General features: G+C 72.1%; 22 protein-coding genes. 8 read left to right on the top strand and 14 right to left on the bottom strand.

Annotation, left to right across the window (positions count from 1 at the left end; translation table 11 throughout):
• Window positions 1-87: 87 nt before the first annotated feature.
• Together ASD62_RS11915 and ASD62_RS11910 are read left to right on the top strand one after the other, a co-directional pair.
• Window positions 88-2,622: a beta-glucosidase gene (locus ASD62_RS11915; RefSeq protein ID WP_056916144.1), complete on the top strand. Its 2,535-nt coding sequence runs from the start codon at window positions 88-90 to the stop codon at window positions 2,620-2,622.
• 140 nt (window positions 2,623-2,762) lie between these two features.
• Window positions 2,763-3,404, top strand: coding sequence for a TetR/AcrR family transcriptional regulator (locus ASD62_RS11910; RefSeq protein ID WP_056916143.1), 642 nt, complete (start codon window positions 2,763-2,765; stop codon window positions 3,402-3,404).
• Here the strand turns inward: ASD62_RS11910 and ASD62_RS11905 are convergent.
• Window positions 3,401-3,991, bottom strand: coding sequence for a helix-turn-helix domain-containing protein (locus ASD62_RS11905; RefSeq protein ID WP_056916142.1), 591 nt, complete (start codon window positions 3,989-3,991; stop codon window positions 3,401-3,403). The two genes, ASD62_RS11910 and ASD62_RS11905, sit on opposite strands and share 4 nt — an antisense overlap.
• Window positions 3,988-4,656, bottom strand: a complete 669-nt coding sequence (locus ASD62_RS11900) for a cyclase family protein (RefSeq protein ID WP_056916141.1) — start codon at window positions 4,654-4,656, stop codon at window positions 3,988-3,990. The genes ASD62_RS11905 and ASD62_RS11900 overlap by 4 nt, the downstream gene beginning before the upstream one ends.
• A 98-nt stretch (window positions 4,657-4,754) precedes the next feature.
• Between ASD62_RS11900 and ASD62_RS11895 the strand changes: the two genes are divergently transcribed.
• The 4 genes from ASD62_RS11895 to ASD62_RS11880 are packed head-to-tail and all read left to right on the top strand — an operon-like array spanning window position 4,755 to window position 9,160.
• Window positions 4,755-6,350, top strand: a complete 1,596-nt coding sequence (locus tag ASD62_RS11895; protein ID WP_082580758.1) for a cytosine permease — start codon at window positions 4,755-4,757, stop codon at window positions 6,348-6,350.
• Entirely contained in the window at window positions 6,343-7,365 is a 1,023-nt protein-coding gene (gene speB / locus ASD62_RS11890) for an agmatinase (RefSeq protein WP_056916140.1), read from the top strand. The genes ASD62_RS11895 and speB overlap by 8 nt, the downstream gene beginning before the upstream one ends.
• A complete protein-coding gene (locus tag ASD62_RS11885; protein WP_056916139.1) occupies window positions 7,362-7,784 on the top strand; it encodes an SgcJ/EcaC family oxidoreductase in 423 nt (140 codons plus the stop codon). Before speB ends, ASD62_RS11885 begins: the two co-directional genes overlap by 4 nt.
• Before the next feature lie 5 nt (window positions 7,785-7,789).
• A complete protein-coding gene (locus ASD62_RS11880; protein WP_235530692.1) occupies window positions 7,790-9,160 on the top strand; it encodes an MATE family efflux transporter in 1,371 nt (456 codons plus the stop codon).
• Between the two features lie 116 nt (window positions 9,161-9,276).
• On the opposite strand, the gene ASD62_RS11875 is transcribed toward ASD62_RS11880, so the two are convergent.
• Window positions 9,277-10,800 (bottom strand): gamma-glutamyltransferase, encoded by a 1,524-nt coding sequence (locus tag ASD62_RS11875; protein WP_056916138.1) that lies wholly within the window; start codon window positions 10,798-10,800, stop codon window positions 9,277-9,279.
• A gap of 111 nt (window positions 10,801-10,911) precedes the next feature.
• On the opposite strand from ASD62_RS11875, the gene ASD62_RS11870 reads away from it, so the two are divergent.
• Window positions 10,912-11,640, top strand: coding sequence for a sulfite exporter TauE/SafE family protein (locus ASD62_RS11870; RefSeq protein ID WP_056916137.1), 729 nt, complete (start codon window positions 10,912-10,914; stop codon window positions 11,638-11,640).
• Between the two features lie 3 nt (window positions 11,641-11,643).
• On the opposite strand, the gene iolD is transcribed toward ASD62_RS11870, so the two are convergent.
• From iolD to ASD62_RS11840, 6 genes are read right to left on the bottom strand one after another with little or no spacing between them, the layout of a single operon-like run.
• The gene (gene iolD / locus ASD62_RS11865) at window positions 11,644-13,584 is read right to left on the bottom strand and encodes a 3D-(3,5/4)-trihydroxycyclohexane-1,2-dione acylhydrolase (decyclizing) (RefSeq protein ID WP_056916136.1); all 1,941 of its coding nucleotides are present in this window, start codon (window positions 13,582-13,584) and stop codon (window positions 11,644-11,646) included.
• On the bottom strand, window positions 13,581-14,486 hold the full coding sequence (iolB, locus tag ASD62_RS11860; RefSeq protein ID WP_056916135.1) for a 5-deoxy-glucuronate isomerase: 906 nt from the start codon (window positions 14,484-14,486) through the stop codon (window positions 13,581-13,583). Before iolB ends, iolD begins: the two co-directional genes overlap by 4 nt.
• Window positions 14,483-15,376, bottom strand: a complete 894-nt coding sequence (locus ASD62_RS11855) for a class I fructose-bisphosphate aldolase (protein WP_056916134.1) — start codon at window positions 15,374-15,376, stop codon at window positions 14,483-14,485. The genes iolB and ASD62_RS11855 overlap by 4 nt, the downstream gene beginning before the upstream one ends.
• Window positions 15,373-16,428 carry a 5-dehydro-2-deoxygluconokinase gene (gene iolC / locus ASD62_RS11850; protein WP_056916133.1) on the bottom strand — a complete coding sequence of 352 codons (1,056 nt, stop codon included), beginning with the start codon at window positions 16,426-16,428 and terminating at the stop codon, window positions 15,373-15,375. Before iolC ends, ASD62_RS11855 begins: the two co-directional genes overlap by 4 nt.
• Before the next feature lies 1 nt (window position 16,429).
• Window positions 16,430-17,362: a TIM barrel protein gene (locus ASD62_RS11845; protein WP_235530691.1), complete on the bottom strand. Its 933-nt coding sequence runs from the start codon at window positions 17,360-17,362 to the stop codon at window positions 16,430-16,432.
• The gene (locus ASD62_RS11840; RefSeq protein WP_056916132.1) at window positions 17,359-18,363 is read right to left on the bottom strand and encodes a Gfo/Idh/MocA family oxidoreductase; all 1,005 of its coding nucleotides are present in this window, start codon (window positions 18,361-18,363) and stop codon (window positions 17,359-17,361) included. The genes ASD62_RS11845 and ASD62_RS11840 overlap by 4 nt, the downstream gene beginning before the upstream one ends.
• Window positions 18,364-18,495: 132 nt before the next feature.
• Between ASD62_RS11840 and ASD62_RS11835 the strand changes: the two genes are divergently transcribed.
• Window positions 18,496-19,233 carry a GntR family transcriptional regulator gene (locus tag ASD62_RS11835; RefSeq protein WP_056916131.1) on the top strand — a complete coding sequence of 246 codons (738 nt, stop codon included), beginning with the start codon at window positions 18,496-18,498 and terminating at the stop codon, window positions 19,231-19,233.
• Between the two features lie 36 nt (window positions 19,234-19,269).
• Here ASD62_RS11835 and ASD62_RS11830 read toward each other — a convergent pair whose 3' ends face one another.
• From ASD62_RS11830 to rpsF, 5 genes are all read right to left on the bottom strand, one after another.
• Window positions 19,270-20,853, bottom strand: coding sequence for a DUF3352 domain-containing protein (locus ASD62_RS11830; RefSeq protein WP_157581448.1), 1,584 nt, complete (start codon window positions 20,851-20,853; stop codon window positions 19,270-19,272).
• Window positions 20,854-21,050: 197 nt separating this feature from the next.
• Entirely contained in the window at window positions 21,051-21,497 is a 447-nt protein-coding gene (gene rplI, locus ASD62_RS11825; protein ID WP_056916129.1) for a 50S ribosomal protein L9, read from the bottom strand.
• Between the two features lie 28 nt (window positions 21,498-21,525).
• Window positions 21,526-21,762: a 30S ribosomal protein S18 gene (gene rpsR / locus ASD62_RS11820; protein WP_056884210.1), complete on the bottom strand. Its 237-nt coding sequence runs from the start codon at window positions 21,760-21,762 to the stop codon at window positions 21,526-21,528.
• A 196-nt stretch (window positions 21,763-21,958) separates the two neighbouring features.
• Window positions 21,959-22,513 (bottom strand): single-stranded DNA-binding protein, encoded by a 555-nt coding sequence (locus ASD62_RS11815; RefSeq protein ID WP_056916128.1) that lies wholly within the window; start codon window positions 22,511-22,513, stop codon window positions 21,959-21,961.
• A 69-nt stretch (window positions 22,514-22,582) separates the two neighbouring features.
• Window positions 22,583-22,870: a 30S ribosomal protein S6 gene (gene rpsF / locus ASD62_RS20330; RefSeq protein ID WP_056884208.1), complete on the bottom strand. Its 288-nt coding sequence runs from the start codon at window positions 22,868-22,870 to the stop codon at window positions 22,583-22,585.
• Window positions 22,871-23,224 lie beyond the last annotated feature (354 nt).

Here is a 23,224-nt window from a genome sequence, read left to right as displayed (position 1 = left end):
TCGCGACCACCTCTCGACAGCGCGCCGATCCCGTGAAATAGTTAAATGCAACTATTTGGCCGAGCGCTCAAGGAAGAGTGACCACCCATGACCACCACCTCCGCCCCCAGCACGGGCCGCGACGACGCGGCATACCTCGAGCTCGTGGGCCGGCTCGACCTGGCCACCAAGGTGCGCCTGCTCACCGGCGCCACGTCGTTCACCCTGCACGGTGAGGAGTCGATCGGGCTGGCCCCGATGGCGTTCTCCGACGGGCCGACCGGGGTGCGTGGGCTGAAGTTCACCGGTGGCGACCACGTCGCCCTGTTCCCGAGCGCCACGGTCCTCGCCAGTGCGTGGAGCGAGGAGACGGCGCACGAGGTGGGCGAGATGCTCGCCGAGGAGGCGGAGCGCCAGCAGATCCACGTCGTCCTCGGGCCGACGATCAACCTGCACCGGACCCCGCTCGGCGGACGCCTCTTCGAGGCCTACTCCGAGGACCCGCTGCTCACCGGCAGGCTCGCGGCCGCCTACGTGCGCGGTATGCAGGGGCGTGGGATCGGCGCGTGCCTCAAGCACCTCGTGGCCAACGAGTCCGAGACCCTGCGCAACTACATGAACTCCGTAGTCAGCGAGACGGCCCTGCGCGAGGTCTACCTGCTGCCGTTCGAGATCGCGGTCCAGGACGCCGACGCCTGGTCGATCATGGCGGCCTACAACGACGTCAACGGAGTCGCCGCCACCGAGCAGGACCACGTCAACAACGCCGTCGTCAAGGGCGAGTGGGGCTGGGACGGGCTGCTCATGTCCGACTGGTTCGCCACGAAGACCTCCGCGCCTGCGGCGCTGGGCGGGCTCGACCTCGTCATGCCCGGTCCCGACGGCCCCTGGGGCGAGGCGCTGGTCGCCGACGTCGAGTCCGGCGCCGTCGACGAGTCCGTCATCGACGCGCACGTCGTGCGCCTGCTGCGCCTCGCCGAGCGCGTCGGAGCCCTCGGGTCGCCGGACGAGCGGCGGGTGTGGCCGGCCGAGTCGCTGGCCCCGGACGCGCCCGCACGGCGTGAGCAGCTACGCCGGCTGGCGACCGACGGCATGGTCGTGCTGCGCAACGAGGACGGCGTCCTGCCGCTCGCAGCAACGGGATCCGTCGCCCTCATCGGCCGGCACGGCGTCGACACAATCTGCATGGGCGGCGGTTCGGCGACGGTCAACCCGCCGTACCAGGTGTCCATCGCCGACGGCCTCGAGGCCGCGATCGGCGACCGCCTGACGGTCGTCGACGGGGTCGAGGTGCGCGACCGCGCCGTGGTCGCCGAGGCGAACGCCATCACCGACCCCGAGACCGGCCAGCCCGGTCTGCGGGTCGCCTACCTCGACGCCGACGGGGTCGTCATGTCGAGCGAGCACAGCAGCGTCTCGTCCGTCGTCACGGGCTGGGACGACGTCCTGCCCCGCCCCACCGACAAGGTCGTGCTGACAGCCCGGCTGACGGGTTCGGGTCCGGTGCGCCTCGGGGTCCTCGGCAGCGGCACCTGGACGGTCGACCTCGACGGTGAGCGGGTCGGCTCCGTGGACCTGGTCGCCGAGGGGTTCGACCCCGGCGAGTCGATGCTCAAGCCGCCGGTGTGGACCGTCGACACCGACGCGACCACGACCGTGGATGACGAGGGTTCGCGCGAGGGCGCGCTCGTCACGGCCACCGTGACGGTCGTGCGGTCCGAGCCGCAGCCCGGCCCGGACGGCAAGCTCAGCACCCTGTCCCACATCATCGCCTCGGGCATGGGCATGAAGGGCCTGGTCGTCTCGCCGGTCCCGGCCGACGCGTCCGAGGTGCTCGAGTCCGCCACCACCGCGGCAGCCGATGCCGACCTGGCCGTCGTGGTCGTCGGCCTCACCGAGGAGCAGGAGACCGAGGCGACCGACAAGTCGACCCTCGCCCTGCCCGGCGAGCAGGACGCGATGGTCTCCGCCGTCGCCGCTGCCGCCCGGCGGACCGTCGTCGTCGTGAACGCCTCCACGCCGGTCCTCATGCCGTGGTTCGACGAGGTCGACGCCGTGCTGGTCGTCGGCCTGCCCGGGCAGGAGGGTGGTCACGCGGTCGCCGACGCCCTGCTCGGGGTGCGCGAGCCCGCCGGTCGCCTGGTCACCTCCTGGCCGGCCGCCGACGAGGCGGCCCCGGCGTGGGAGGTCGTCCCCGACGGACTGACCCTGGAGTACACCGACGGCACCTTCGTCGGCTACCGCGGGTTCGCCGCCGGCCACGCCCCTGCCCCGGCCCACTGGCTCGGCGCCGGCCACGGGTATGGCGCGTGGACCTACCCGTCCGCCCGCCTGGTCGACGGCGGGTCCGGGGCGGCTCCCTCCGTCGAGGTGACGGTGGCGAACAGCTCGGTCCACGACTCCCGCGAGGTGGTTCAGGTCTACCTGCGTCCCGACACCGACGACCAGCCGGTGCGCCTCGTCGGGTTCGCGCCGGTGCAGGTCGCCGCCGGGGCAGAGGCCACCGTCACGGTCGGCACCGACGCCCGGCTGTGGCGCCGCTGGGACGAGTCGGCGAACGCCTGGGGCGAGCCGCTCAGCGGCGGCACCCTGCTCGTCGCGCGCGGTCTCGGCGACGTGCAGGCCGAGCTGCCCCTGGCCTGACGGCCGCCAGCCGCCGGGTCGATGTGGACACGCCGGGATTCCCCGGCGCGGACACATCGACCCGGCGGTGGGTGGTGGGCGGTGCTCAGGAGCAGGGGAAGGAGGAGGAGCGGGTGAGCACACGGCATACAGTCGGGGGCATGTCAGCCACGTCGGACCGGGCCGCCCCCCGCCGCGGCCGGGGCCGTCCGCGGGGCACCGGCACCGGGCAGACTCGCGAGCGCATCGTGGCGGCAGCGGCAGAGCTGTTCGCCGAGCGCGGGTTCCACGCGACGCCGATGACGAGCATCGCCGAAGCAGCCGGGTTGAGCCAGACCGGGCTGCTGCACCACTTCCCCGCGAAGGAGGAGCTGCTCGCAGCGGTCCTGGAGCAGCGCGACCTGCGCGACCTGGAGACGCTCGCCGCGACGCACGACCGTCCGCCGCGCGGCTGGCAGGTGTGGGACGACATGGTCACCCTCGTCGGGCTCAACAGCGAGCGCGAGGGGTTCGTGCGGTTGTTCACCAGCCTGGCCGGCGAAGCGGTGGACCCCGCGCACCCCGGTCACGGCTGGCTCGGCGCGCACCACGGCGCCGCGGTCGAGGCGCTCGCCCACGCCCTGCGCGAGGCGGCGCACGACGGCGCGGCCGACGAGGACATCCCTGCGGAGCAGCTCGCCCGTCAGGCGGTGGCCCTGATGGACGGCCTGCAGCTGCAGTGGTTGATGCGCCCGGACGAGGTGGACATGGCCGCCGACTTCGCGGGCTGGGTCGAGACCGTCCGGCACCGCTGGGCCCGCTAGGGCGCAGGGGCGAGGACCCAGAGGACCTCGCAGGCCTCCTCGGCCGAGGCGTTGCGCCAGGTGTGCGGCGCCCTGCCCGGGAAGGTCATCGTGTCGCCCGGGCCGAGGTCCTCCTCGCCGGTCTCGAGGACGACGGTGAGGTGGCCGGCGACGACGTACGCGCACTCGACCTCGCAGTCGAGCGTGTAGAGGTCGGCGCCACCGTTGCCGCCGGGGTCGATCCGGGCGTGGATGATCTCAAGCGCCTGCTGGGTGCCGGGTGTGATGAGCTCCTCGTGGGCACCGGTGCCACCGAAGTTGATCGGGCGCCCCTGCCCCGCCCGGATCACCGCGGACTCCGGCGGGTCGAACAGCTCGCCGACGCGCAGGCCCAGGACGTCGCACACGGTGACGAGGGACGCGACCGACGGCGAGACGTCGTCGCGTTCCAACCGGCTGACGAACCCCTTGGTCAGCCCGGCCGACTCGGCGACCTGGGCGATGGTGAGGCTGCGCGCCTGACGGGCCGCGCGCAGCCGCGCGCCGATGCGGACCTGGGTGTCCGGTCGCTCGCGGGGAGCGCGGGACACCGGCGTCCGAGTCGTCATGGCGCCAGTTCTACAGCAACCGCCCTGACCGGTGCCCCGTCGGCTGCCTCGAGCCGGATGGGCAGCACGGAGACGAACGGGTCGTCGAAGTCGATGTCGCCGAGGCCGCGGAGGTTCTCGATGATCACGCCGCCGAGGTCGGCGATGAGGTGGTGGCAGGGGAACCCCACGCCCGGGTGCTCGTCGTCCGGGGTCTCGTCGAGGTTGAGGGCGTCGAGCCCGATGGTGCGCACCCCGAGGTCGAGCAGCCGGCGGCAGGCGTCGGCGTCGAGGTAGGGGTTCTCGAAGTACTTCGGCGTGCCGTAGTGCTCGTCCCAGCCCGTGTGCAGGAGCACGATCGAGCCCGGTCGGATGAGGTCGGCCACCGGCGCGACGTGGTCCCACGTCACGACCCCGCGCGGACCGACACCGGTGGCGTCGACGACGACCCCGGGACCGGCGAAGAGGGTGAGGTCGAGCTCGTCGATGCGCAGGCCCTTCTCCTCGAAGTGGTACGGCGCGTCGACGTGGGTGCCGGTCTGCGACCCGAGGTGGACGTCGAGCAGGTTGAAGCCGTCGCGCTCGATCGTGCTGTGCACGGTCAGGGCCGGCTCCGGGTCACCGGGGTAGATCACCGTCCCGGGACCGACGGGCACCGACAGGTCGACGATCCGGAGAACTCTCATGGTGAACAACTATTGCATTGCAGTAAACCCCGGCGCTAGCGTTCCCGCCGATGCCCCACCCCTCGGGAGCACCCCGGAGTCCTGGAAGGGATCGCCGCATGAGCACCACGAACGCCCCCACCGCACCCACACCGCGTCCGAAGGTCACCGACGTCGAGCAGCACGGGATCGACACGATCCCCGACGCCGACCGCACCTCGCGCCCGCTCGACCTGTTCCGGATCCAGTTCGGCGGCGCCAACACCTTCGCCACCGTCCTGCTCGGCACCTTCCCGATCGCCCTCGGCCTGTCCTTCTGGCAGGCGGTCGGAGCCACCCTCGCCGGCGTCGTGGTCGGCGCCCTGTTCCTCATGCCGATGGGCCTGTTCGGGCCGCTGACCGGCACGAACAACGCCGTCTCCTCCGGCGCCCACTTCGGCGTGCGCGGCCGGATCGTCGGCTCGTTCCTGTCGCTGCTCACCGCCATCGCGTTCTACTCGATCTCGGTGTGGGTCAGCGGCGACGCGCTCGTCGGCGCCCTGGGACGGCTCTTCGGCGTCCCCGACTCGGACCTCCTGCGCGGCACGGTCTACGCGATCCTCGGCGCGATCGTCATCGTGGTCGTCGTCTACGGGTTCCAGTTCATGTTGCTGGTCAACAAGATCGTGGTCGTCGGCAACACGGTGCTGATCCTCCTGGCGGTCTTTGCGTACGCCTCGGTGTTCGACCCGTCGTTCGACCCCGGCCCCAGCGCCTACGCCCTCGGCTCGTTCTGGCCGACCTTCGTCCTGTCCGCGCTGATCGTCATGGGCAACCCCGTGTCGTTCGGGGCGTTCCTCGGGGACTGGTCGCGCTACATACCGGCGGCGACGTCACGCAAGTCGTTGCTGGGAGCCACGTTCGGCGCGCAGCTGATGACCCTCATCCCCTTCATCTTCGGTGTCGCGACCGCGACCCTCGTGGCCGGCGAGACCGACTACATCGTGGCGCTGATCAAGATCTCCCCGATCTGGTACGCCGTGCTCCTCATGGTGGTCGCGTTCCTCGGTGGGCTCTCGACCGGCGTCACCTCGCTGTACGGCACGGGCCTGGACTTCTCGTCGGTCTTCCCGCGGCTGAGCCGGGTGCAGGCGTCGCTGTTCATCGGCGTGATCGCGTTCGTCTTCATCCTCGTGGGGCGCCTGGCCTTCGACCTCATCGCCAGCGTCAACGCCTTCATCGGCGCGATCGTCATCTGCACGACGCCGTGGATGGTCATCATGACGATCGGGTTCGTCGTGCGCCGTGGCCACTACCGGCCCGCCGACGTCCAGGTGTTCAACCTCGGCATGCGTGGTGGCGCCTACTGGTTCCACGGCGGGGTGAACTGGCGTGGCATGGTCGCGTGGATCCCGGGCGCGGTCGCCGGCCTGATGTTCGCCAACTACCCGCCGCTGATCGAGGGCCCGTTCCGCAACGCCGTCGGGGGTGGGATCGACATCAGCCTCCCGGTCGCGATCGGTGTGGCCGCCGTGATCTACGTCGTCCTCCTGTATGTCGTGCCGGAACCCCGCTACGTCTTCGGCCCGCAGGGTCCGCGCTGGGTCCCCGCTGCCGAGGGTGCCGAGCCGCCGGTGGTCGCCGACGAGTCCGCCTCTCAGCACCGCAAGGCCCGTCGCGGCCACACCATGGACGAGTCCGTCGCGGCCGAGCTGGAGGCGCGCGTCGATGGCTGACCAGTCCCACCAGCAGGCGCTCCCCCGGATCACCGACGGCGGCCGGGTCGGCCAGGTCGACGCCACCGTGGTCCCGAGGTTCGCCGGTCCGGCGACCTTCGCGCGGCTCCCCCGCATCGACGAGGTGTCCGACGTCGACGTCGCGGTGCTCGGTGTCCCGTTCGACGCGGGGGTGTCCTACCGGCCGGGGGCGCGCTTCGGACCGGCGCACATCCGTGAGTCCTCGCGGCTGCTGCGGCCCTACAACCCGGCCCAGGACGTCTCACCCTTCGCGGCCCAGCAGGTGGTCGACGCCGGCGACCTCGGGGTCAACCCGTTCTCGATCGAGGAGGCCGTCGACACGATCGAGGCCGGCGCCAGGTCGGTCCTGGAGCGGGCCGGACGGGTTCTCACCCTCGGGGGCGACCACACGATCACGCTGCCGCTGCTGCGTGCGCACGCGGCAGCCCACGGCCCGATCGCCGTGGTGCACTTCGACGCCCACCTCGACACCTGGGACACCTACTTCGGCGCCCGCTACACCCACGGGACACCGTTCCGCCGAGCGTCCGAGGAGGGCCTGCTCGACAAGGAGGCCTGCCTGCACGTGGGCTCACGAGGGCCGCTGTACTCCGCCCAGGACCTCGACGACGACGCCACCCTCGGCTTCGCCATCGTGCCCAGCGTCGAGATGGACGACCTCGGCGCCCGGGGCGTCATCGAGCGCATCCGCGACCGGGTCGGGGACCGGCCCGTCTACGCCTCCATCGACATCGACGTCCTCGACCCCGGGTTCGCCCCGGGCACCGGCACCCCGGAGACCGGTGGCCTCACCGGGCGCGAGCTGCTGGCCATCCTGCGCAGCTTCTCCGGGCTCAACCTCGTCGGTGCCGATGTCGTCGAGGTCGCCCCCGCCTACGACCACGCCGAGGTCACCGGCATCGCCGCGTCGCACGTCGCCTACGAGCTGCTCAGCGCCATGGCTCCCCGGACGACACCCACCACCTCAAGCACCGACGAAGGGCCCGCCCGATGAGCACCACCCCCGGACTCGCGCAGGAGGTCGAGCGCGAGGTCCTCGCGGCGGCCGACGCCCTGGTGCGGGCGTTCGCCAGCGGCGACAGCGCCGCATACTTCGCGTGCTTCGCGCCCGACGCGACATTCGTCTTCCACACGACGCCGCAGCGGCTCGGGTCGCGCGCGGCGTACGAGGCCCTCTGGGAGCAGTGGGTCACCGAGGACGGGTTCACGGTCGTGTCCTGCGCCTCGACGAACCCGGTCGTGCAGGTGCTGGGCGCCGACGCCGCGGTCTTCGCCCACGACGTGGCCACCGTGCTCGAGGTCGGCGGCGGCCGCGAGGAGCTGGCCGAGCGCGAGACCATCGTGTTCACGCGGCGCGACGAGGTCTGGATGGCGGTCCACGAACACCTCTCCCCCGTGCCTTTGGTCCAATAGGCCGGGTGAGCAGGGATCGCGCGGCCTCGGGAGGGAGCGTCGGCGACCCCGCCCAGGGCCGCGAGATCCTGCGCCTGGCCGTCCCGGCGTTCCTCGCGCTCGTCGCCGAACCCATGTTCCTGCTCGCTGACTCGGCGATCATCGGGCACCTCGGCACGGCGCAGCTGGCCGGCCTCGGGGTCGCCAGCGCGACCCTGCTGACCGCGGCGAACCTCTTCGTGTTCCTCGCCTACGGCACCACCTCGATCGTCGCGCGCCAGCTCGGTGCGGGCAGCGAGCGGGGCGCGCTGGAGGCCGGGATCGACGGCACCTGGCTCGCCATCGGCCTCGGTGCGCTGACGTCGCTCGCCGTGGCGCTGGGGGCCGAACCCCTGTGTCGGCTCTTCGGCGCCTCCGACGCGGCCGTGGGTTTCGCCACCACGTACCTGCGCATCTCGGCCCTGGGCATCCCGGCGATGCTCGTCGCCCTCGCTGCGACCGGTGTCCTCCGCGGGCTGCAGGACACCAGGACCCCCCTGGTGGCCTCGGCGGTGGGATTCAGCGTCAACATCGCGCTCAACCTGCTGTTCGTCTACGGGTTCGGCTGGGGCATCGCCGGGTCCGCGTGGGGCACCGTCCTCGCCCAGACCGGTATGGCGCTGGGCCTGGTCACCGTGATGGTGCGCCACGCGCGTCGTGCCGGGGCCGTGCTGCACGCCCATCCCGGTCGGGTGCTGCGGGCCGCCGTGACCGGGGTGCCATTGCTGGTGCGCACCCTGGCGCTGCGTTCCATCCTGCTCGTGACGACGTGGGTGGCAGCCGGTCTCGGCGACGTCCCCCTGGCCGCCCACCAGGTCGCTGCGACCGTCTGGTCGTTCCTCGTGTTCGCCCTCGACGCCCTCGCGATCGCCGCACAGGCGCTGACGGGGAAGGCCCTCGGAGCGGGTGACGTCCGAGGCGCGCGGGCCGCGACCTCGACCATGATCCGGTGGGGCGTCTGGGGTGGAGTGGTCCTCGGGGTCGCCCTGCTGTGCGTGCACACCGTCGTGCCGGCTGCCTTCACGTCGGACCCTGCGGTCCGCTCGGCCCTCGCCGCAGCCCTGGTCGTCGTCGCGATCGGCCAGCCCCTGTCCGGGTACGTGTTCGTCATCGACGGGGTCCTCATCGGCGCCGGCGACGGTCGGTGGCTGGCCCGGGCGATGGTGGCGACCCTGGTGCTCTACCTGCCGCTGATCCTGGCGGTCCACCTCGGCGGCGACCGACTGCTCCAACGCGGTGTGCCGTTCGCCCTGGGGGCGCTGTGGGTCGCGTTCACGGGGTTCATGGCCATCCGCGCGGTGTTCTTCAGGTACCGGATCCGCAGCGACGCCTGGATGGTGACCGGCGCGGCCCGCTGAGGATCGACGCAGATCCGCGCCCGGCGCCATACCCCTGCGCCGGTCGAGGTATTCGGCTACCCGGATAGGGCCGCCGAATACCTCGAACCGGGGCTGCCGCGGCGGATGGGCAGCGGTCAGCCGATGCGGGTCGCGGCCTCGCGGCGGGGGTCGCCGGCCGCGACGAGGTCGCCGTCGGCACCCCGGGCCGCCGCACCCACCCCACCGAAGAACATCGAGAGCGGACCGTGCGCGAATGCGGGCAGCCCCATGGCCTGCACGGCGGCACTGATGGCGGCGTCGTCCTCGTGGTCGACGCGGGTGCTGCCGTCGTCGAGGATGCGGACGTGCGCGCGCGGGGCGTCGATGGCCTCCTGGAGCGAGTCGCCGTGGTGGCAGTACCGTCCGAGCACCTGCATGAGCGCGGTCGTGATCCGGTCGGCGCCCGGGCTGCCGATCGCCAGCGCCGCGCCAGCCCCCGAGCGTGCCACGGAAGGCGCCATGTTGGACGCGAGCCTCGTGCCCGGGGTGAGGGCGTGCAGGCCCAGGCGGTTGAGCTCGGGTTCGCCGAGGCAGTTGTTGAGCATCATCCCAGTGCCGGGAACCGTTGCGCCCGAACCGTATCCGCTCGAGGCCGTGATCGCGCAGACGGTCCCGTCGCTGTCGACGGCCGAGACGTTCGCCGTCGACGAGGAGGTGGGCAGGCCGGCGAGCCCATGGCGTTCGACCAGGTCGAGCAGCGCGTACCCGTCCTCCTCGAGGTCCGTCGACAGGTCGTGCACCGAGTGTCGGTAGGCGAGCACCCGGCGCTGCACGTCGATGACCTGCTCCCAGTCCCAACGGTCGGCGCCCAGCTCGCGCAGCATCACCGCGAGCATCGGGCCACCGACGGACGGTGGTGGGTTCGTGGCGACGTCCCAGTCACCCAGCCGCATCCGCAGCGGCGCACGGACCACGGCCCGGTAGGCCGCGAGGTCGGCTGCCGTGACGAGGCCACCGCGCGCCGCGCTGTCGTCGGCGATCCGTGCGGCCAGCCCCCCGGTGTAGAGGTCGGACGGACCGCGCTCGCCGATCAGCTCCAGCGTGGCGGCGAGGTCGGGGTTGGTGACGATCTCGCCTGCCGCGAACGGAGACCCGTCAGCCCGCTTGACCAGGGGTGCGGTGTGCTCGTCCCAGCCGAAGACGCTGTCCCCGGTGATCGCGAGGTAGCTCGCCGCCGCGCCACCGATGGCGTACCCGTCGCGGGCGGTGGCCACGCTCGGTGCGAGGACGTCCGCCCAGCGCGCCCGCCCGTGGCGCTCGTGCGCCATACCGAGGGCGGCGAAGGCCCCGGGCGTCGCCACGGAACCGTGGCCGGCGTAGAGGGTGAGGCCACCGCCGTAGGAGGTGGAGATCTCGCGCAGGCCGGTGCCGAACCGCTCGGTGGGCAGGCCGCGGCCGGGCATCTCGACGTTCCCGTCGATGACCTCGGGCTCGCCACCGGCCGGCCAGATGCTCACGAACGCGCCACCGAGCATCGAGACGATCCCCGGCTCGGTCGACATGGCGGCGACGATCGCGGCGATCGCGGCGTCGACGGCGTTGCCGCCGGCGCGGACGGCGGCCACCCCCGCCTCGGCCGACACCGGTCCGGTGCCTGCGACCGCCACACGCCTGTCCATGCGCCCGATTCTGCCCCGCCGCCGCACCCCACGCGCGATCTGACCACGTCCCGGCCCGGTCGTCGTGGACGCGTCGACGGGGACCCGTGCGCCGCCCGTTAGGGTCCGAGGGTGATCGAGGCGCTGCTGCTCGTCGTCGCGGCCCTCGTGGTCGGCTACTCGAAGACCTCGATCGGCGGCCTGGGGAGCATCGCCATCGCGATCTTCGCGAACGTCATGCCGGCCCGCGAGTCGACGGCCGCCATCCTGCTGCTGCTCATCACCGGCGATGTGGTCGCCGTCTGGAAGTACCGCCAGCACGCGGACTGGGCGCTGCTGCGCCGGCTGGTCCCGAGCGTGCTGCCGGGCCTGGCCCTCGGGGCGGCCTTCCTCGCGGTGGTCGACGACACGGTGCTGCGACGGTCCATCGGCGTCCTGCTGCTCGCGATGGCGGCGCTGCAGCTCCTGCTCCAGTGGCGCTCGCCCGACACCTCCGTCATCGCCCGTTCGCGACCCGCGGCGCTCGGCACCGGCCTGGCGGCCGGCTTCACGACGATGACGGCCAACGCGGCCGGCTCGGTGATGACGCTCTACCTCGTGGCGCGCGGCGTGGAGAAGAGCCGGTTCCTCGGGACGGGGGCGCTGTTCTTCTTCGGGGTCAACCTCTGCAAGATCCCGTTCAGCGCCGGGCTCGGTCTCTTCAGCGTGGGCACGCTGCAGCGGACGGCGCTGCTCATCCCGTTCGTCCTGCTCGGGACCTGGGCGGGGCTGCACACCGCCCGACGACTGAGCCAGGCGAGGTTCGAGCAGGCCGTGCTGGCCGCGACCGTGGTGTCGGCGATCGCCCTCGTCGTGCGCTGAACCTCACTCCCCCTGCGGCCCGACCAGGGGGCGTTGCCGCTTCTTGTGCTCCACGTATGCCGCGTGGGCCTCCTGCGTCGAGGCCAGGTCGGACTCGGCGCTGACCGGGACGTCCCACCAGCTCTCGCTGCTGGGTGAGTGCACGGTGGGGTCGGTCTCGACGTGGATCACGACCGGGCCACCGTGCGCGGGGGCAGCCTTGGCCTCCTTGACCGCCTGCTCGAGCTCGGCACGCGAGTGCACCTCGATGACGTGGGCGCCCAGGCTACGGGCGCTCGCGGCGAGGTCCACGGGCAGCGGGGCACCGTCGAGCCGTCCCGAGCCCTCGTCCCGGTAGCGGTAGCTCGTGCCGTACCGCTGGGACCCGAGCGACTCCGACAGTGAGCCGATGGAGTGGAAGCCGTGGTTCTGCACGAGCACGACGACCACCTTGACGCGCTCCTGGACCGCGGTCACCAGCTCGGTCGGCATCATCAGGTAGCCACCGTCCCCGACCATGGCGAAGACGTCGCGGGTCGGGTCGGCCAGTCGGATACCGATGGAGGCAGGTACCTCGTAGCCCATGCAGGAGTAGCCGTACTCGACGTGGTAGCCCTTGCGGTCGCGCACCCGCCACAGCTTGTGCAGGTCGCCGGGCAAGGACCCGGCCGCGCACAGCACCACGTCGCGCGGGTCGGTCTGCTCGTTGACCACACCGAGCACCTCGGACTGGGTGAGCAGCCCCGGCTCCAGGGCGTCGGTCACCTCGGCCGGAGGGGCGTATGCGGCGGAGACCTGCTCGTCCCACGCCTGCCAGAGCGTGGCCTGGCGTTCGCGGTAGGCGGCGTCCACGGCATACCCGTCCAGGGCCGCGGTCAGGGCGGTCAGGGCCTCACGCGCGTCGGCGACCACCGGCAGTCCGGACTGCTTGCCGGCGTCGAACCGTGCCACGTTGATGTTGACGAACCGGACTCCCTCGTCCTGGAACGCCGTTCGCGAAGCGGTGGTGAAGTCGCTCCAGCGGGTGCCGATCCCGATGACGACGTCGGCCTCTGCCGCAAGGGCGTTGGCCGCCGTCGTCCCGGTGGACCCGATGGCACCCATGAGCTGCGGGTGCCCGTGCACGAGGGAACCCTTCCCGGCCTGGGTCTCCCCCACGGGGATGCCGGTGGCGTCGCAGAAGGCGCGCAGCGCGTCCTCCGCCCCCGAGTAGTGCACGCCGCCGCCGGCGACGACGAACGGCCTTGCCGCAGAACGGATTAGCGCGACCGCGTCGGCGACGTCCACCGCTTCGGGGAGGGGTCGGGCGACCCGCCAGACGCGTTCGGCGAAGAGCTCCTCGGGCCAGTCGAACGCCTCGGCCTGAACGTCCTGCGGCAGGGCGATCGTGACCGCCCCGGTCGCCGAGGGGTCGGTCAGCACCCGCATGGCCGCGAGCAGCGCGGACGGCAGCTGTTCGGGACGGTTGACCCGGTCGAAGAAGGCCGAGAGGGGCCGGAACGCGTCGTTGACGGTGACGTCCGCGGCATACGGCTGCTCGAGCTCCTGCAGCACCGGGGCCGACACCCGTGTCGCGAAGGTGCCCGACGGCAGCAGCAGCACCGGGATCCGGTTGATCGTCGCCAGCGCCGCGCCCGTGAGCATGTTGGTCGAGCCAGGTCCGACGGAGGCGGTGCAGGCCCAGGTCTGGAGCCGGTCCTTCTGGCGGGCGTAGCCGACGGCCGTGTGCACCATCGCCTGCTCGTTGCGGGCCAGGACGTAGGGCAGGTGCTGGTCGTGCTCGGCGGAGTCGTCGCCGAGCTCGCCCTGCAGGAGCGCCTGCCCGATCCCTGCGACGTTGCCGTGCCCGAAGATCCCGAAGCAGCCGGCGAACAGCTTCTGCCGCTCACCGTCACGCTCGCTCCACTGCTGGCCGAGGAACCGCACCACGGCCTGGGCGACGGTCAGCTGGATGGTGGCGCTCATCGGGTCCCTCCCAAGGGCAGTCGCGGGTCGACGTCCAGACCTTCCCAGGTCTGGCGCACCCAGCCGTGGGCCGGGTCGTCACAGATCAGCCAGGCGCGCTCGTCGCCGGGTCCGGCCATGACGTTCAGGTAGTAGAGGTCGTAGCCAGGAGCCGCCATCGCCGGGCCGTGCCAGCCGTGGGGCACGAGGACGACGTCACCGGTCCGGACCTCGGCGAGCACGTCGATCGGGCGCTCGTCGGTGCCGTAGACCCGTTGGTAGCCAACAGGATCGGCGCCCTCGGTAGCTGGGGAGCCGGCGGCCACCTGCACCTCGAAGTAGTAGATCTCCTCGAGCTCGGTCTCGACGCCCTCGCGCTCCTCGTCGTGCTTGTGCGGCGGGTACGAGCTCCAGTTGCCTGCCGGGGTGATGACCTCGCACGCGATGATCGAGTCGGCGTCGAGGACGCCGGGGATCCCGAAGTTGCGCACCTCGCGGCTCGCCGTGCCTGCTCCCCGGAGCTCGACCGGAACGTCGGCTGCCGGGACGTGCCGGAACGACGAGGTCGGCTCTCCCGACGCGCGCGCAGCGCAGACCGCCACCCGGGCGGGACCGTCGTGGGCGAGGACCGTCAGGCCCCGGCCGCGGGCGACGTAGGCGACGTCGGTGGGGCCGGCGAAGACCGAGGCCCTGCCGGAGAGGACCGCCTCGTCCTGCTCCGACGAGACGGTGACCGTTCCCGACAGTGGGACCACCACGTGCTCCCACTCGTCGGGCGCGACCTCGCGACGTTCCCCTGCAGCCAGCCGCCCGGCATAGAGACCGGTGTGCTGCCAGCCGTCGACCGCCTCGTCGACGGCGACCTCCCAGCCGCGGTCCGCGATGGTGCCGAGGGGGTGCACCCAGCGGGCGTTGTCGTTCACTGGCCCACCCCGTGTACGAGCTCCGCGGCGATGTCCACGGCAGCGGCCACGTCGCCGTCCGGGGGGTAGAGCAGGGCGCGCCCGACGACGAGCCCGCGCACCGGGGGCAGGTCGAGGGCCCTGCCCCACGCGGCGTACGTGTCGTGGGGGTCCCCGACGGGGTCGCCGCCCAGCAGCAGCGTCGGCAGGGTGGTCGCGTCCATGACGCGCGGCAGGTCGTCGACGACCGGGAGCTTGAGCCAGGTGTGCGCGCTCGACGCGCCCAGGGCCGAGGCGACGTGGATGGACGTGATCACCGAGTCGGGGTCGAGGAGGTTGACGACGCGACCGTCCCGGCGCTGTGACAGGAACGGCTCCACCATGGCCATCAGCCCCAGCTCGGCCAGCTCGGTCACCGCGCGGGCACTGGACTCCAGGGTGGCCACCGTGCCCGGGTCGTCGAACGCGATCCGCGTGAGCATCTTGCCGCCGTCGAGCCCGAGCGCGGCCAGGTCGCTGGCGCGGTAGGCGGTGAAGCGGTCGTCCAGCTCGAAGGAGGAGCCCTGCAGGCCACCGCGATTCATCGAGCCGACGACGACCTTGCCCTCCAGGGCGCCGAGGAGGAGCAGGTCGTCGAGGATGTCGGGCGTACCGAGGACGCCGTCGACACCGGGTCGCGACAACGCGGTGACGAGTCGTTCGAGCAGGTCCGTCCGGCTGGCCATGGCCCGGGGCTGGTCACGCACCCCGAGGGCGGCGCGCGCAGGGTGGTCGGCGGCGACGAGCAGCATCCGGCCGTCCCGGCGGACGACCTGGCGCAGGCGACGGTTCTCCCACTCCTCACCGATGCGGTGCGGCTCGCGAGCCCTCACCTCGGTGAGGTCGGCGACGTTGATCCGGGACCTGGTCACGACCGGCTCCCCGCTTCGGCACGGGTGCCGGGCCCGGAGTTCGCACGTTCGGGTGCGGAGCGCGCACCCGCGAGGAGCGCCTCGACCTCGGCCGTCGTGGGCATGGCCGTGGAGCACTCCAGCTTGGACGCGACCACGGCACCGGCGACGTTCGCGAACTCCAGGACCCGTCGCAGGTCCCAGCCCTCCAGCAGCCCGAGGCACAGGGCGCCTCCGAAGGCGTCCCCGGCACCGAGCCCGTTGACCACCTCGACGGGGAACGGTGGCACCTCGACGCGTTCCTCCCGTGTCGCCGCGAGGACGCCCTTGGGTCCCTGCTTCACCACGGCGAGCTCGACACCGCGCTCGAGCAGGGCGTCCGCCGCGCGCTGCGGGTCGGTCTCCCCGACGGCGACCTCGCACTCCTCGCGGTTGCCGACGGCCACGGTGACGTGGTCGAGGGCGCGCGCCACCTCGGCGCTGGCCTCCTCGGGACGCGGCCAGAACATCGGCCGGTAGTCGAGGTCCAGGACCGTGTGCCGGCGTCGACCGCGGGCGGCCCAGGCGGCGAAGTGCGCCTCGCGGCTCGGCTCCTGCGACAACCCCGTCACCGTCGCCCAGAACACGCGGGCGTCCCGGATCGCCTGCAGGGGCAGCTCGTCGGCCTGGATCATCAGGTCGGGCGCCGTCGGGTAACGGTAGAAGTAGAGCGGGAAGTCGTCCGGCGGGTGCACCTCGCAGAACGTCACCGGGGTCGGCGGTCCGGTCACGGCCGAGACGAACCTGTCGTCCACGCCGAACTCCCGCAGCGCCCTGTGGATGTAGCTCCCGAACGGGTCGCTGCCGGTGCGGGTCAGCAGGGCGGTGCGCAGCCCGTGCCGTGCCGTGGCCACCGAGACGTTGGTGGCACTCCCACCGAGGAACTTCTGGAACGTCTCGACGTCCTCGAGCCCCACGCCGTGCTGCAGCGGATAGATGTCCACCCCCGTGCGGCCCACCGCCACGACGTCGTATGGCGTGTGGTCACCGGCGTCGGCCCCGCCGCCACCGGTCACCGGACCGTCCACCGCCATCTCAGGCTCCTTCCTCGGGGGCGAACGCCTCGGCCACCTCGAGCAGGTGGGCCAGGCTCGTGCGCACCGCGCCGACCGGCCCACCGGGGCCGGGGTCGTCCGGCAGGATGGTGTCCTGCTCGAGGACGTACCAGCCGTCATACCCCTGGGCCTCGAGCGCGCCGACGATCGCGGCGATGTCGACGTCACCCTCGCCGAGGGGGACGTACATCCCACCGGCGACCGCCTCGGTGTACGTGGCCTCCCCGGACTGGACCTGTCGCGCCCAGTCGAGCCGGACGTCCTTGAGGTGCACGTGGGCGATGCGGTCGGGGGACTCGACGGCGACCGCGACGGGGTCGCCGCCACCGATGAGCAGGTGACCGGTGTCGAGGCAAAGCCCGATCGTGCTGCCGGCCAGGACCCGTGCGGTCTCCTCGCCGCTCTCGATCATCGTGCCGACGTGCGGGTGCAGGGTGGCCGTCAGGCCGTGCGCAGCCGCGGCGGTGCTGATGCGGTCGAGGTTGCGCAGCAGCGCGGTCCACGCGGTGTCGTCGAGGACCGGTCGCTCGTCGTAGCCGTCCAGGCCGGACGCGGCCGCGAGGACCACGGTCGACGCGCCGGCCCGGACGAGGGCCTCCATGGCGGGCTCGACGTCGGGCAGCGGGTCGTGCGAGGGGTCGTGCAGGACGACGGGCACGAACTGGCCCACCGCGTGCAACCCGTGGGCGCTCAGCGTCCGGGTCCGCTCGTCGAGGTCCTCGGGCAGGAACCCGTCCGGGCCGAACTCCGTCGCCGCCAGGCCCACCTCGGACATCTGGGTCAGCACCGTGTCGGCGTCGTACTGCCAGCCCCAGCCCGGCACCTCGCACACCCCCCACGAGATCGGCGCGCCCGCGACCCGCTGCCGCACCGGTCGACGGGCGCCGCTGCCTGTCTGCACCACGGCGCTCACAGCGACTCCACCTCGTCGAGGCGGACCACGCGACCCTCACGGCGGGACAGGTCGCAGGCCTCCGCGATCCGGAACGCCTGGAGCGCGTCGGCGACCGTGCAGGGCGACGGGATCGCTCCGCGGGCGACCTCGGCGAAGGCCGTCAGCTCCGCGCGGTACGCCGGCAGGAACCGGTCCATGAAGGAGACGTGCACCGGACCCGGCGGGAAGCTGACGCCGGGTTCGACCGACCGCAGGGCCAGCGAGTCGTCCAGTCCGACCGCGACGCTGCCCTTGCTGCCGACGACCTCGAGGCGGACGTCGTGGCCCTGGCCGGTGTAGCGCGACGAGGACACCTGGGCGATGGTGCCGTCGTCGAGGGTGAGGATCGCGGCCGCGGTGTCGACGTCGCCCGCCTCCGAGAAGAACGACTCCCCCTTGTTCGACCCCGTCGCGAAGACCGAGACCACCTCGCGCCCGGTGACGAACCGGATGATGTCGAAGTCGTGCACGTTGCAGTCGCGGAAGATCCCACCGCTGGTCGGGATGTATGCCGCGTGCGGCGGGGCATGGTCGCCGGTCACCGCGCGCAGCGTGTGCAGGAAGCCCAGCTCACCACCGGCGACCGCCTCGGCGGCAGCCCGGTAGCCGGCGTCGAAGCGACGCTGGAAGCCGATGTGCACGGGGACGTCTGCACTCGCCGCGAGCTTGGCCAGCTCGAGGCTCTCGGCGAGGGTGCCCGCCACCGGCTTCTCGCAGAACGTCGGCACGCCGGCCTCGATGCCGGCGCGGATCAGGGACGCGTGCGCGTTGGTCGCCGCTGCGATGACGAACCCGTCGACGCCCTCGGCGAGCAGTGCCTCGGGCGAGTCGGCCCAGGCCACACCGAGCTTCTCGGCCACGGCCCGTCCGGCGTCGGCGTTGACGTCGGTGACGACCAGGTCGTCGACCACGGGGAGGGCGGTGAGGGTCTCGGCGTGGAAGGCGCCGATGCGTCCGACGCCGGCAAGGCCGATGCGCATGACTGCTCCGTTCAGGGCGGGCTCGGGAAGTGCGACGTCACAGCCTGACAAGGGCCCGACAGAGTGTCAAGCAATTGTCCTGACATTCTCATGTCCTCTTGTTCGGGTCACCGACGCACTACGCTGACGGCCATGGTGAAGCAGATCGGCGTCCGGATCGACCGGGCCTCCCCCGTGCCGCTCTACCACCAGCTCGCCCAACAGCTCTCCGCCGCGATCACCAGCGGTGACCTCCAACCCGGCGACCCCTTCGAGAACGAGGTCGCCCTCGGCGAACGGCTCGGGCTGTCCCGCCCCACGGTGCGCCGCGCGTTCCAGGAGCTCGTCTCCCAAGGCCTCCTCGTCCGACGTCGCGGCCTGGGCACGACCGTCGCGAACCGCAAGGTGCACCGCCGGGCCGAGCTCACCAGCCTCTGGGACGACCTCGCGCGCGCCGGGGACACCCCGACGACCTCGGTGCTGTCGCACGAGCTGGTGCAGGACGAGGTCGCGGCTGCCGCCCTGGACCTGCCGCCCGACACCGTCCTGCTGTGCATCCAGCGACTGCGCAGCGCGGGCACGACGCCCCTGGCCGTGATGCGCAACTGGCTCCCCCCGACGGTCGGCGAGATCGACCGCGAGCAGCTCGAGAGCGACGGCCTCTACGCGGTCCTGCGCGAACGCGGCATACGGCCGGTCGTCGCGCACCAGAACATCGGTGCACGGATGCCCACGGCCGCCGAGCGGCGACACCTGCGGATCCGGGGCACCGAGCCCGTGCTCACCATGACGCGCAGCGCCTTCGACGCCGCGGGCAAGGCCGTCGAGTACGGCGACCACTGCTACAAGGCGTCGAGCTACAGCATCGACGTCATGGTCGACGAACGCTGACCCACCCGGGGGGGGTTCGACGGGTGGGTCAGCGGACTACTTGGTCGTCAGGCGGATCGCGAAGTCCCCGCCGGAGCCGTCCGACGTCGCGGTGATCCCGAGGGCCGACAGGTGGTCGACGACCGAGGTGGTGGCCGGCTTCGCGGTGCCGAGGTCGTCCTTGAACTGCGAGGCGAGACCGGCGATGTCGACGTAGACGGCGACCTGCGCCGACTCGGGGTCCTCGATCGCGTCCTTGAACGCCGGCATGTCACCGAGGCCGTGGGTCGTGGAGACCTCCTGGCCGTAGTCGTCGGAGAGCGAGACGACGGTGCCACCGCCGGCCGGGTGCACGGTCGCCGGGCCGCCGCCGGCCAGGCCCGTCGCCGCACCGACGACCTTGCGCAGGACGTCCGCGTCACCGTCGCCGACGATCGCGAGCCGGGGCCCCTTGCCGGGCTCCATTCCGCCGAAGACGACCGTGAACTGGCTGCCGAGCGCGGCCGCCACGTCCTTCGGGACGGAGATGCCGAGGGTCTTCTGCACGTCCGCGAGGCCGGCGGCGTACTGCTTGTCACCGACCGACGCCTTGATCGTCGCCTGCAGCTGGGGCCACGCGGCCGTGAAGCCGTCTCCGGCCCCGCCGACGCTGACGGCGGCCAGGGTGTTCCAGGGCAGGGTGGCGATCGCGCCGGCGTTGCCCGCCGGGGTGGCCTGTCCCTTGGCCCCGTTGACGTGCCCGGCCAGCTCGAGGTTGGGGCCGTCGAAGCGCAGCGCCATCACCGTCCGGCCGGCGTCGGCCGGCTTCACGACCGGAACCCTGGACCCGGTGAGGGCGGAGGTCCGGCTGATCAGCTCGCCGGCCTTGGCCGAGTCGACCCAGGCCGTCACGACACCGTCGTCACCGAGGTCGCCGAGATCCTCGCGGAAGGTGGCGGCATCGGCCAGCGGCGCACGTGTCGCGTCCGCGACGACCTTGTCGAGGCTCGTGGTGGTGGTCCCGCCCGTGCAGACCGCGAAGGCCTGCAGGACGCGGCACTGACCCCCGAGACCAGCAGCCAGCGCGGGCAGGTGGCGCTCGGCGGCGTCGACGTCGGTGACGGCCAGCACCAGGACCGGCGCCGCCCCCTCGTCGGCCGCGGCGTCGGGGACGAACCCGACCCCGAGCCGCTGGCCGAGCCAGGGCGCGACGTCCTTGGCGTAGTCGACCTTGCCGAGCCTGCCCTGCTTCTGGACGGCCTCGAACGCGATCTTGCGCAGGTCGGAGCCGGCGCCGAGCTGCTTGGCGGCGTCGGGGAAGGAGCGCAGGAACCGCAGGGCGTCGACCTTCTGGGACGCGGAGGGGTCGAGGTCGACCTTGACGAAGGCCACGGTGCTCGACGGCAGCACGGACTCCGGCTGCGGGCCGGGGTCGGTCAGGGCGTTGAAGGCGAAGAAACCGCCGGTCCCGAGCGCCACGACGCCCAGGACGGCACCGACGAGTGCGAGCATCCGGCCGCGCTGGCGACCCCGCCCGTTGGCCTGCATGAGCGCGACGAGCTCCTCGGTGCCGGCGCCACGGAGCTCCGGGCGCTCGTCACCGGTCGGAGTCGCCGACGACCCCGACGACGGCGACGTCGTTCCTGACATCGAACTCGACATGACGATCCCCCACACGGTGCTTCACGGGCCCTCCTGCAGGGCCTTCCGCCGGAGCATAGGAAGCCCATGGACCGGCTGGGCCGCGAACCACGGCGCTACCAACCGAACGGACGAGAGCGCCGAACCGGACAGGCCGCCGCCGGACGCGACGAAGGGCCCGCTCCACCAGGAGCGGGCCCTTCGAGGTGTGGCGTGGATCAGCCGGCGACGACGTCGAGCTTCACCGTGGCCTGCACCTCGGGGTGCAGGCGCACGAGCGCCTCGTGCGTGCCGACCAGCTTGATCGGGGTGCCGATCTCGATCTTGCGACGGTCCAGCTCCGGGCCGCCGGCAGCCTTGACGGCCGCGGCGATGTCGGTGGTGGACACGGCGCCGAAGAGGCGGCCGCCGGCGCCCGCGTGGGCGACGACCTTGACGGCCTTGTTCTCGAGGTTGCCCTTGATCGACTTGGCCTCCTCGAGGGTCTTGACGGCGCGGACCTCACGGCCCTTGCTGATCGCCTCGACCTGCTTCTGCCCGCCCTTGGTCCACGCGGTGGCCAGGCCACGGCGGAACAGGAAGTTACGGGCGTAGCCGTCCTTGACGTCGACGACGTCGCCAGGGTTGCCGAGGCTCGAGACCTCGTGCGTGAGAATCACCTTCATAACTGACTTCTCCTCTGGTTTCGCCGGCTCAGCGGGACGAGCTGGAGTAGGGCAGGAGCGCCATCTCGCGGGCGTTCTTGACCGCGGTGGCGATGAGTCGCTGCTCCTGGACGGACACACCGGTCACCCGGCGAGCGCGGATCTTGCCGCGGTCGGAGATGAACTTGCGCAGCAGCGCGGTGTCCTTGTAGTCGATGTTCTCGACCTTCGCCGCCTTCAGCGGGTTGGCCTTCTTCTTGGGCTTGCGCACAACGGGCTTGGCCATCGTGGTGCTCTCCTTCTGCGAAGTGTCTTCGCGGATGAGCCCTGGTCTCCCAGGGATGGTGTTCTTCGAGTTGGTCCTGCCGGGCCGAGGTCAGTCGACCGGGCAGTGGTGGGTATGGCGCGTGGTGAGCTCCGTGCGGAGCGCACCGGCGCGGCACACCCGGGTGATCTGTACCGAACCGGTCAGCGGTGCCGGATCAGAACGGGGGCTCGTCGTAGGACGGCGCGCCGCCGCCCCACCCGCCACCGGCCTGGCCGCCGCCCTGGGGCGCCGCCTGCGGGGAGGACTGCTGGCCACCGGACGGGCCGGTCGCCCACGGGTCCTCCTGCTGACCGCCGCCACCCTGACCGCCGCCGCCGGAGAAGCCTCCGCCGCCGCCGGTGCCGCGCTGGGTGCGGTTGACCTTCGCCGTGGCGTACCGCAGCGAGGGGCCGACCTCGTCGACCTCCATCTCGACGACGGTGCGCTTCTCGCCCTCCTTGGTCTCGTACGAACGAGACTTCAGGCGGCCGGAGACGATGACGCGCGTGCCCCGCTGGAGGGACTCGGCCACGTTCTCCGCGGCGTCACGCCACACCGAGCAGCGCATGAACAGCGTCTCGCCGTCCTTCCACTCGTTGGACTGCCGGTCGAACTGCCGCGGCGTGGAGGCCACGGTGAAGTTCGCGACGGCAGCACCCGAGGGGGTGAAGCGCAGCTCGGGGTCGCCGGTGATGTTGCCGATGACGGTGATGATCGTGTCGCCAGCCATGAAGCGGGTCCCCTGTTCGGTAGGTCAGGTCGTGGTGGAACGGGTGGTGCAGGAACAGATCGGTGCGGCTCAGGCGCCGGGGCGCAGGAGCTTGGTGCGCATGACCGACTCGTTGAGGCCGAGCTGGCGGTCCAGCTCCTTGGCCGTGGCCGGCTCCGCGGTGAAGTTGACGACGGCGTAGATGCCCTCGGCCTTCTTCTTGATCTCGAACGCCAAACGACGACGGCCCCAGATGTCGACGTTGTCGACGGTGCCCTTGTCCTTGGTGATCACGGTGAGGAACTTGTCGAGCGACGGAGCGACGGTGCGGTCGTCCAGCTCGGGGTCGAGGATGACCATGAGTTCGTACTGACGCATGCTGATAACCCGCCTCCTTTGGTCTGTGCGGTCACGGTCTCTCCGTGACAGGAGGGTTGCAGTGCGATCCCCCTTGGACTCACCAGTCGGAGAGCCTCGGGGGAACTGGACAAGAGTACCGGGACGCGGCGACATCGCCGAATCACTTGTCCACAGGCTCCGCCCCCGACCCCGACCCCCAGGCGCAAAGCGGGGGTGTCGCGGCGACACGGGACTTATTTGTGCCCTGTATGCCGTGCAACCCCCGCTTTGCGTGGGTCGGTGGGTCCGGTGGGTCGGGTGGGTCGGCTCAGGCGAGGCGGACGAGGAACCGGTCGGTCGCCCCGGCGAACTCACCCTCGAGCTCGTCAGCCT

It is taken from the genome of Phycicoccus sp. Root563, assembly GCF_001427915.1.
In the GTDB taxonomy this organism is placed as follows: domain Bacteria; phylum Actinomycetota; class Actinomycetes; order Actinomycetales; family Dermatophilaceae; genus Pedococcus.
Note: the sequence above shows the minus strand (reverse complement) of the source record. Positions and strands in the feature narration are given on the sequence as shown.

Coding starts and splice junctions, on each gene's coding strand:
- ASD62_RS11915 (WP_056916144.1), top strand. CDS start 88: ATGACCACCACCTCCGCCCCCAGCACGGGCCGCGACGACGCGGCATAC.
- ASD62_RS11910 (WP_056916143.1), top strand. CDS start 2,763: ATGTCAGCCACGTCGGACCGGGCCGCCCCCCGCCGCGGCCGGGGCCGT.
- ASD62_RS11905 (WP_056916142.1), bottom strand. CDS start 3,991: ATGACGACTCGGACGCCGGTGTCCCGCGCTCCCCGCGAGCGACCGGAC.
- ASD62_RS11900 (WP_056916141.1), bottom strand. CDS start 4,656: ATGAGAGTTCTCCGGATCGTCGACCTGTCGGTGCCCGTCGGTCCCGGG.
- ASD62_RS11895 (WP_082580758.1), top strand. CDS start 4,755: ATGAGCACCACGAACGCCCCCACCGCACCCACACCGCGTCCGAAGGTC.
- speB (WP_056916140.1), top strand. CDS start 6,343: ATGGCTGACCAGTCCCACCAGCAGGCGCTCCCCCGGATCACCGACGGC.
- ASD62_RS11885 (WP_056916139.1), top strand. CDS start 7,362: ATGAGCACCACCCCCGGACTCGCGCAGGAGGTCGAGCGCGAGGTCCTC.
- ASD62_RS11875 (WP_056916138.1), bottom strand. CDS start 10,800: ATGGACAGGCGTGTGGCGGTCGCAGGCACCGGACCGGTGTCGGCCGAG.
- iolD (WP_056916136.1), bottom strand. CDS start 13,584: ATGAGCGCCACCATCCAGCTGACCGTCGCCCAGGCCGTGGTGCGGTTC.
- iolC (WP_056916133.1), bottom strand. CDS start 16,428: ATGGCGGTGGACGGTCCGGTGACCGGTGGCGGCGGGGCCGACGCCGGT.
- ASD62_RS11840 (WP_056916132.1), bottom strand. CDS start 18,363: ATGCGCATCGGCCTTGCCGGCGTCGGACGCATCGGCGCCTTCCACGCC.
- ASD62_RS11835 (WP_056916131.1), top strand. CDS start 18,496: ATGGTGAAGCAGATCGGCGTCCGGATCGACCGGGCCTCCCCCGTGCCG.
- ASD62_RS11830 (WP_157581448.1), bottom strand. CDS start 20,853: ATGTCGAGTTCGATGTCAGGAACGACGTCGCCGTCGTCGGGGTCGTCG.
- rplI (WP_056916129.1), bottom strand. CDS start 21,497: ATGAAGGTGATTCTCACGCACGAGGTCTCGAGCCTCGGCAACCCTGGC.
- rpsR (WP_056884210.1), bottom strand. CDS start 21,762: ATGGCCAAGCCCGTTGTGCGCAAGCCCAAGAAGAAGGCCAACCCGCTG.
- ASD62_RS11815 (WP_056916128.1), bottom strand. CDS start 22,513: ATGGCTGGCGACACGATCATCACCGTCATCGGCAACATCACCGGCGAC.
- rpsF (WP_056884208.1), bottom strand. CDS start 22,870: ATGCGTCAGTACGAACTCATGGTCATCCTCGACCCCGAGCTGGACGAC.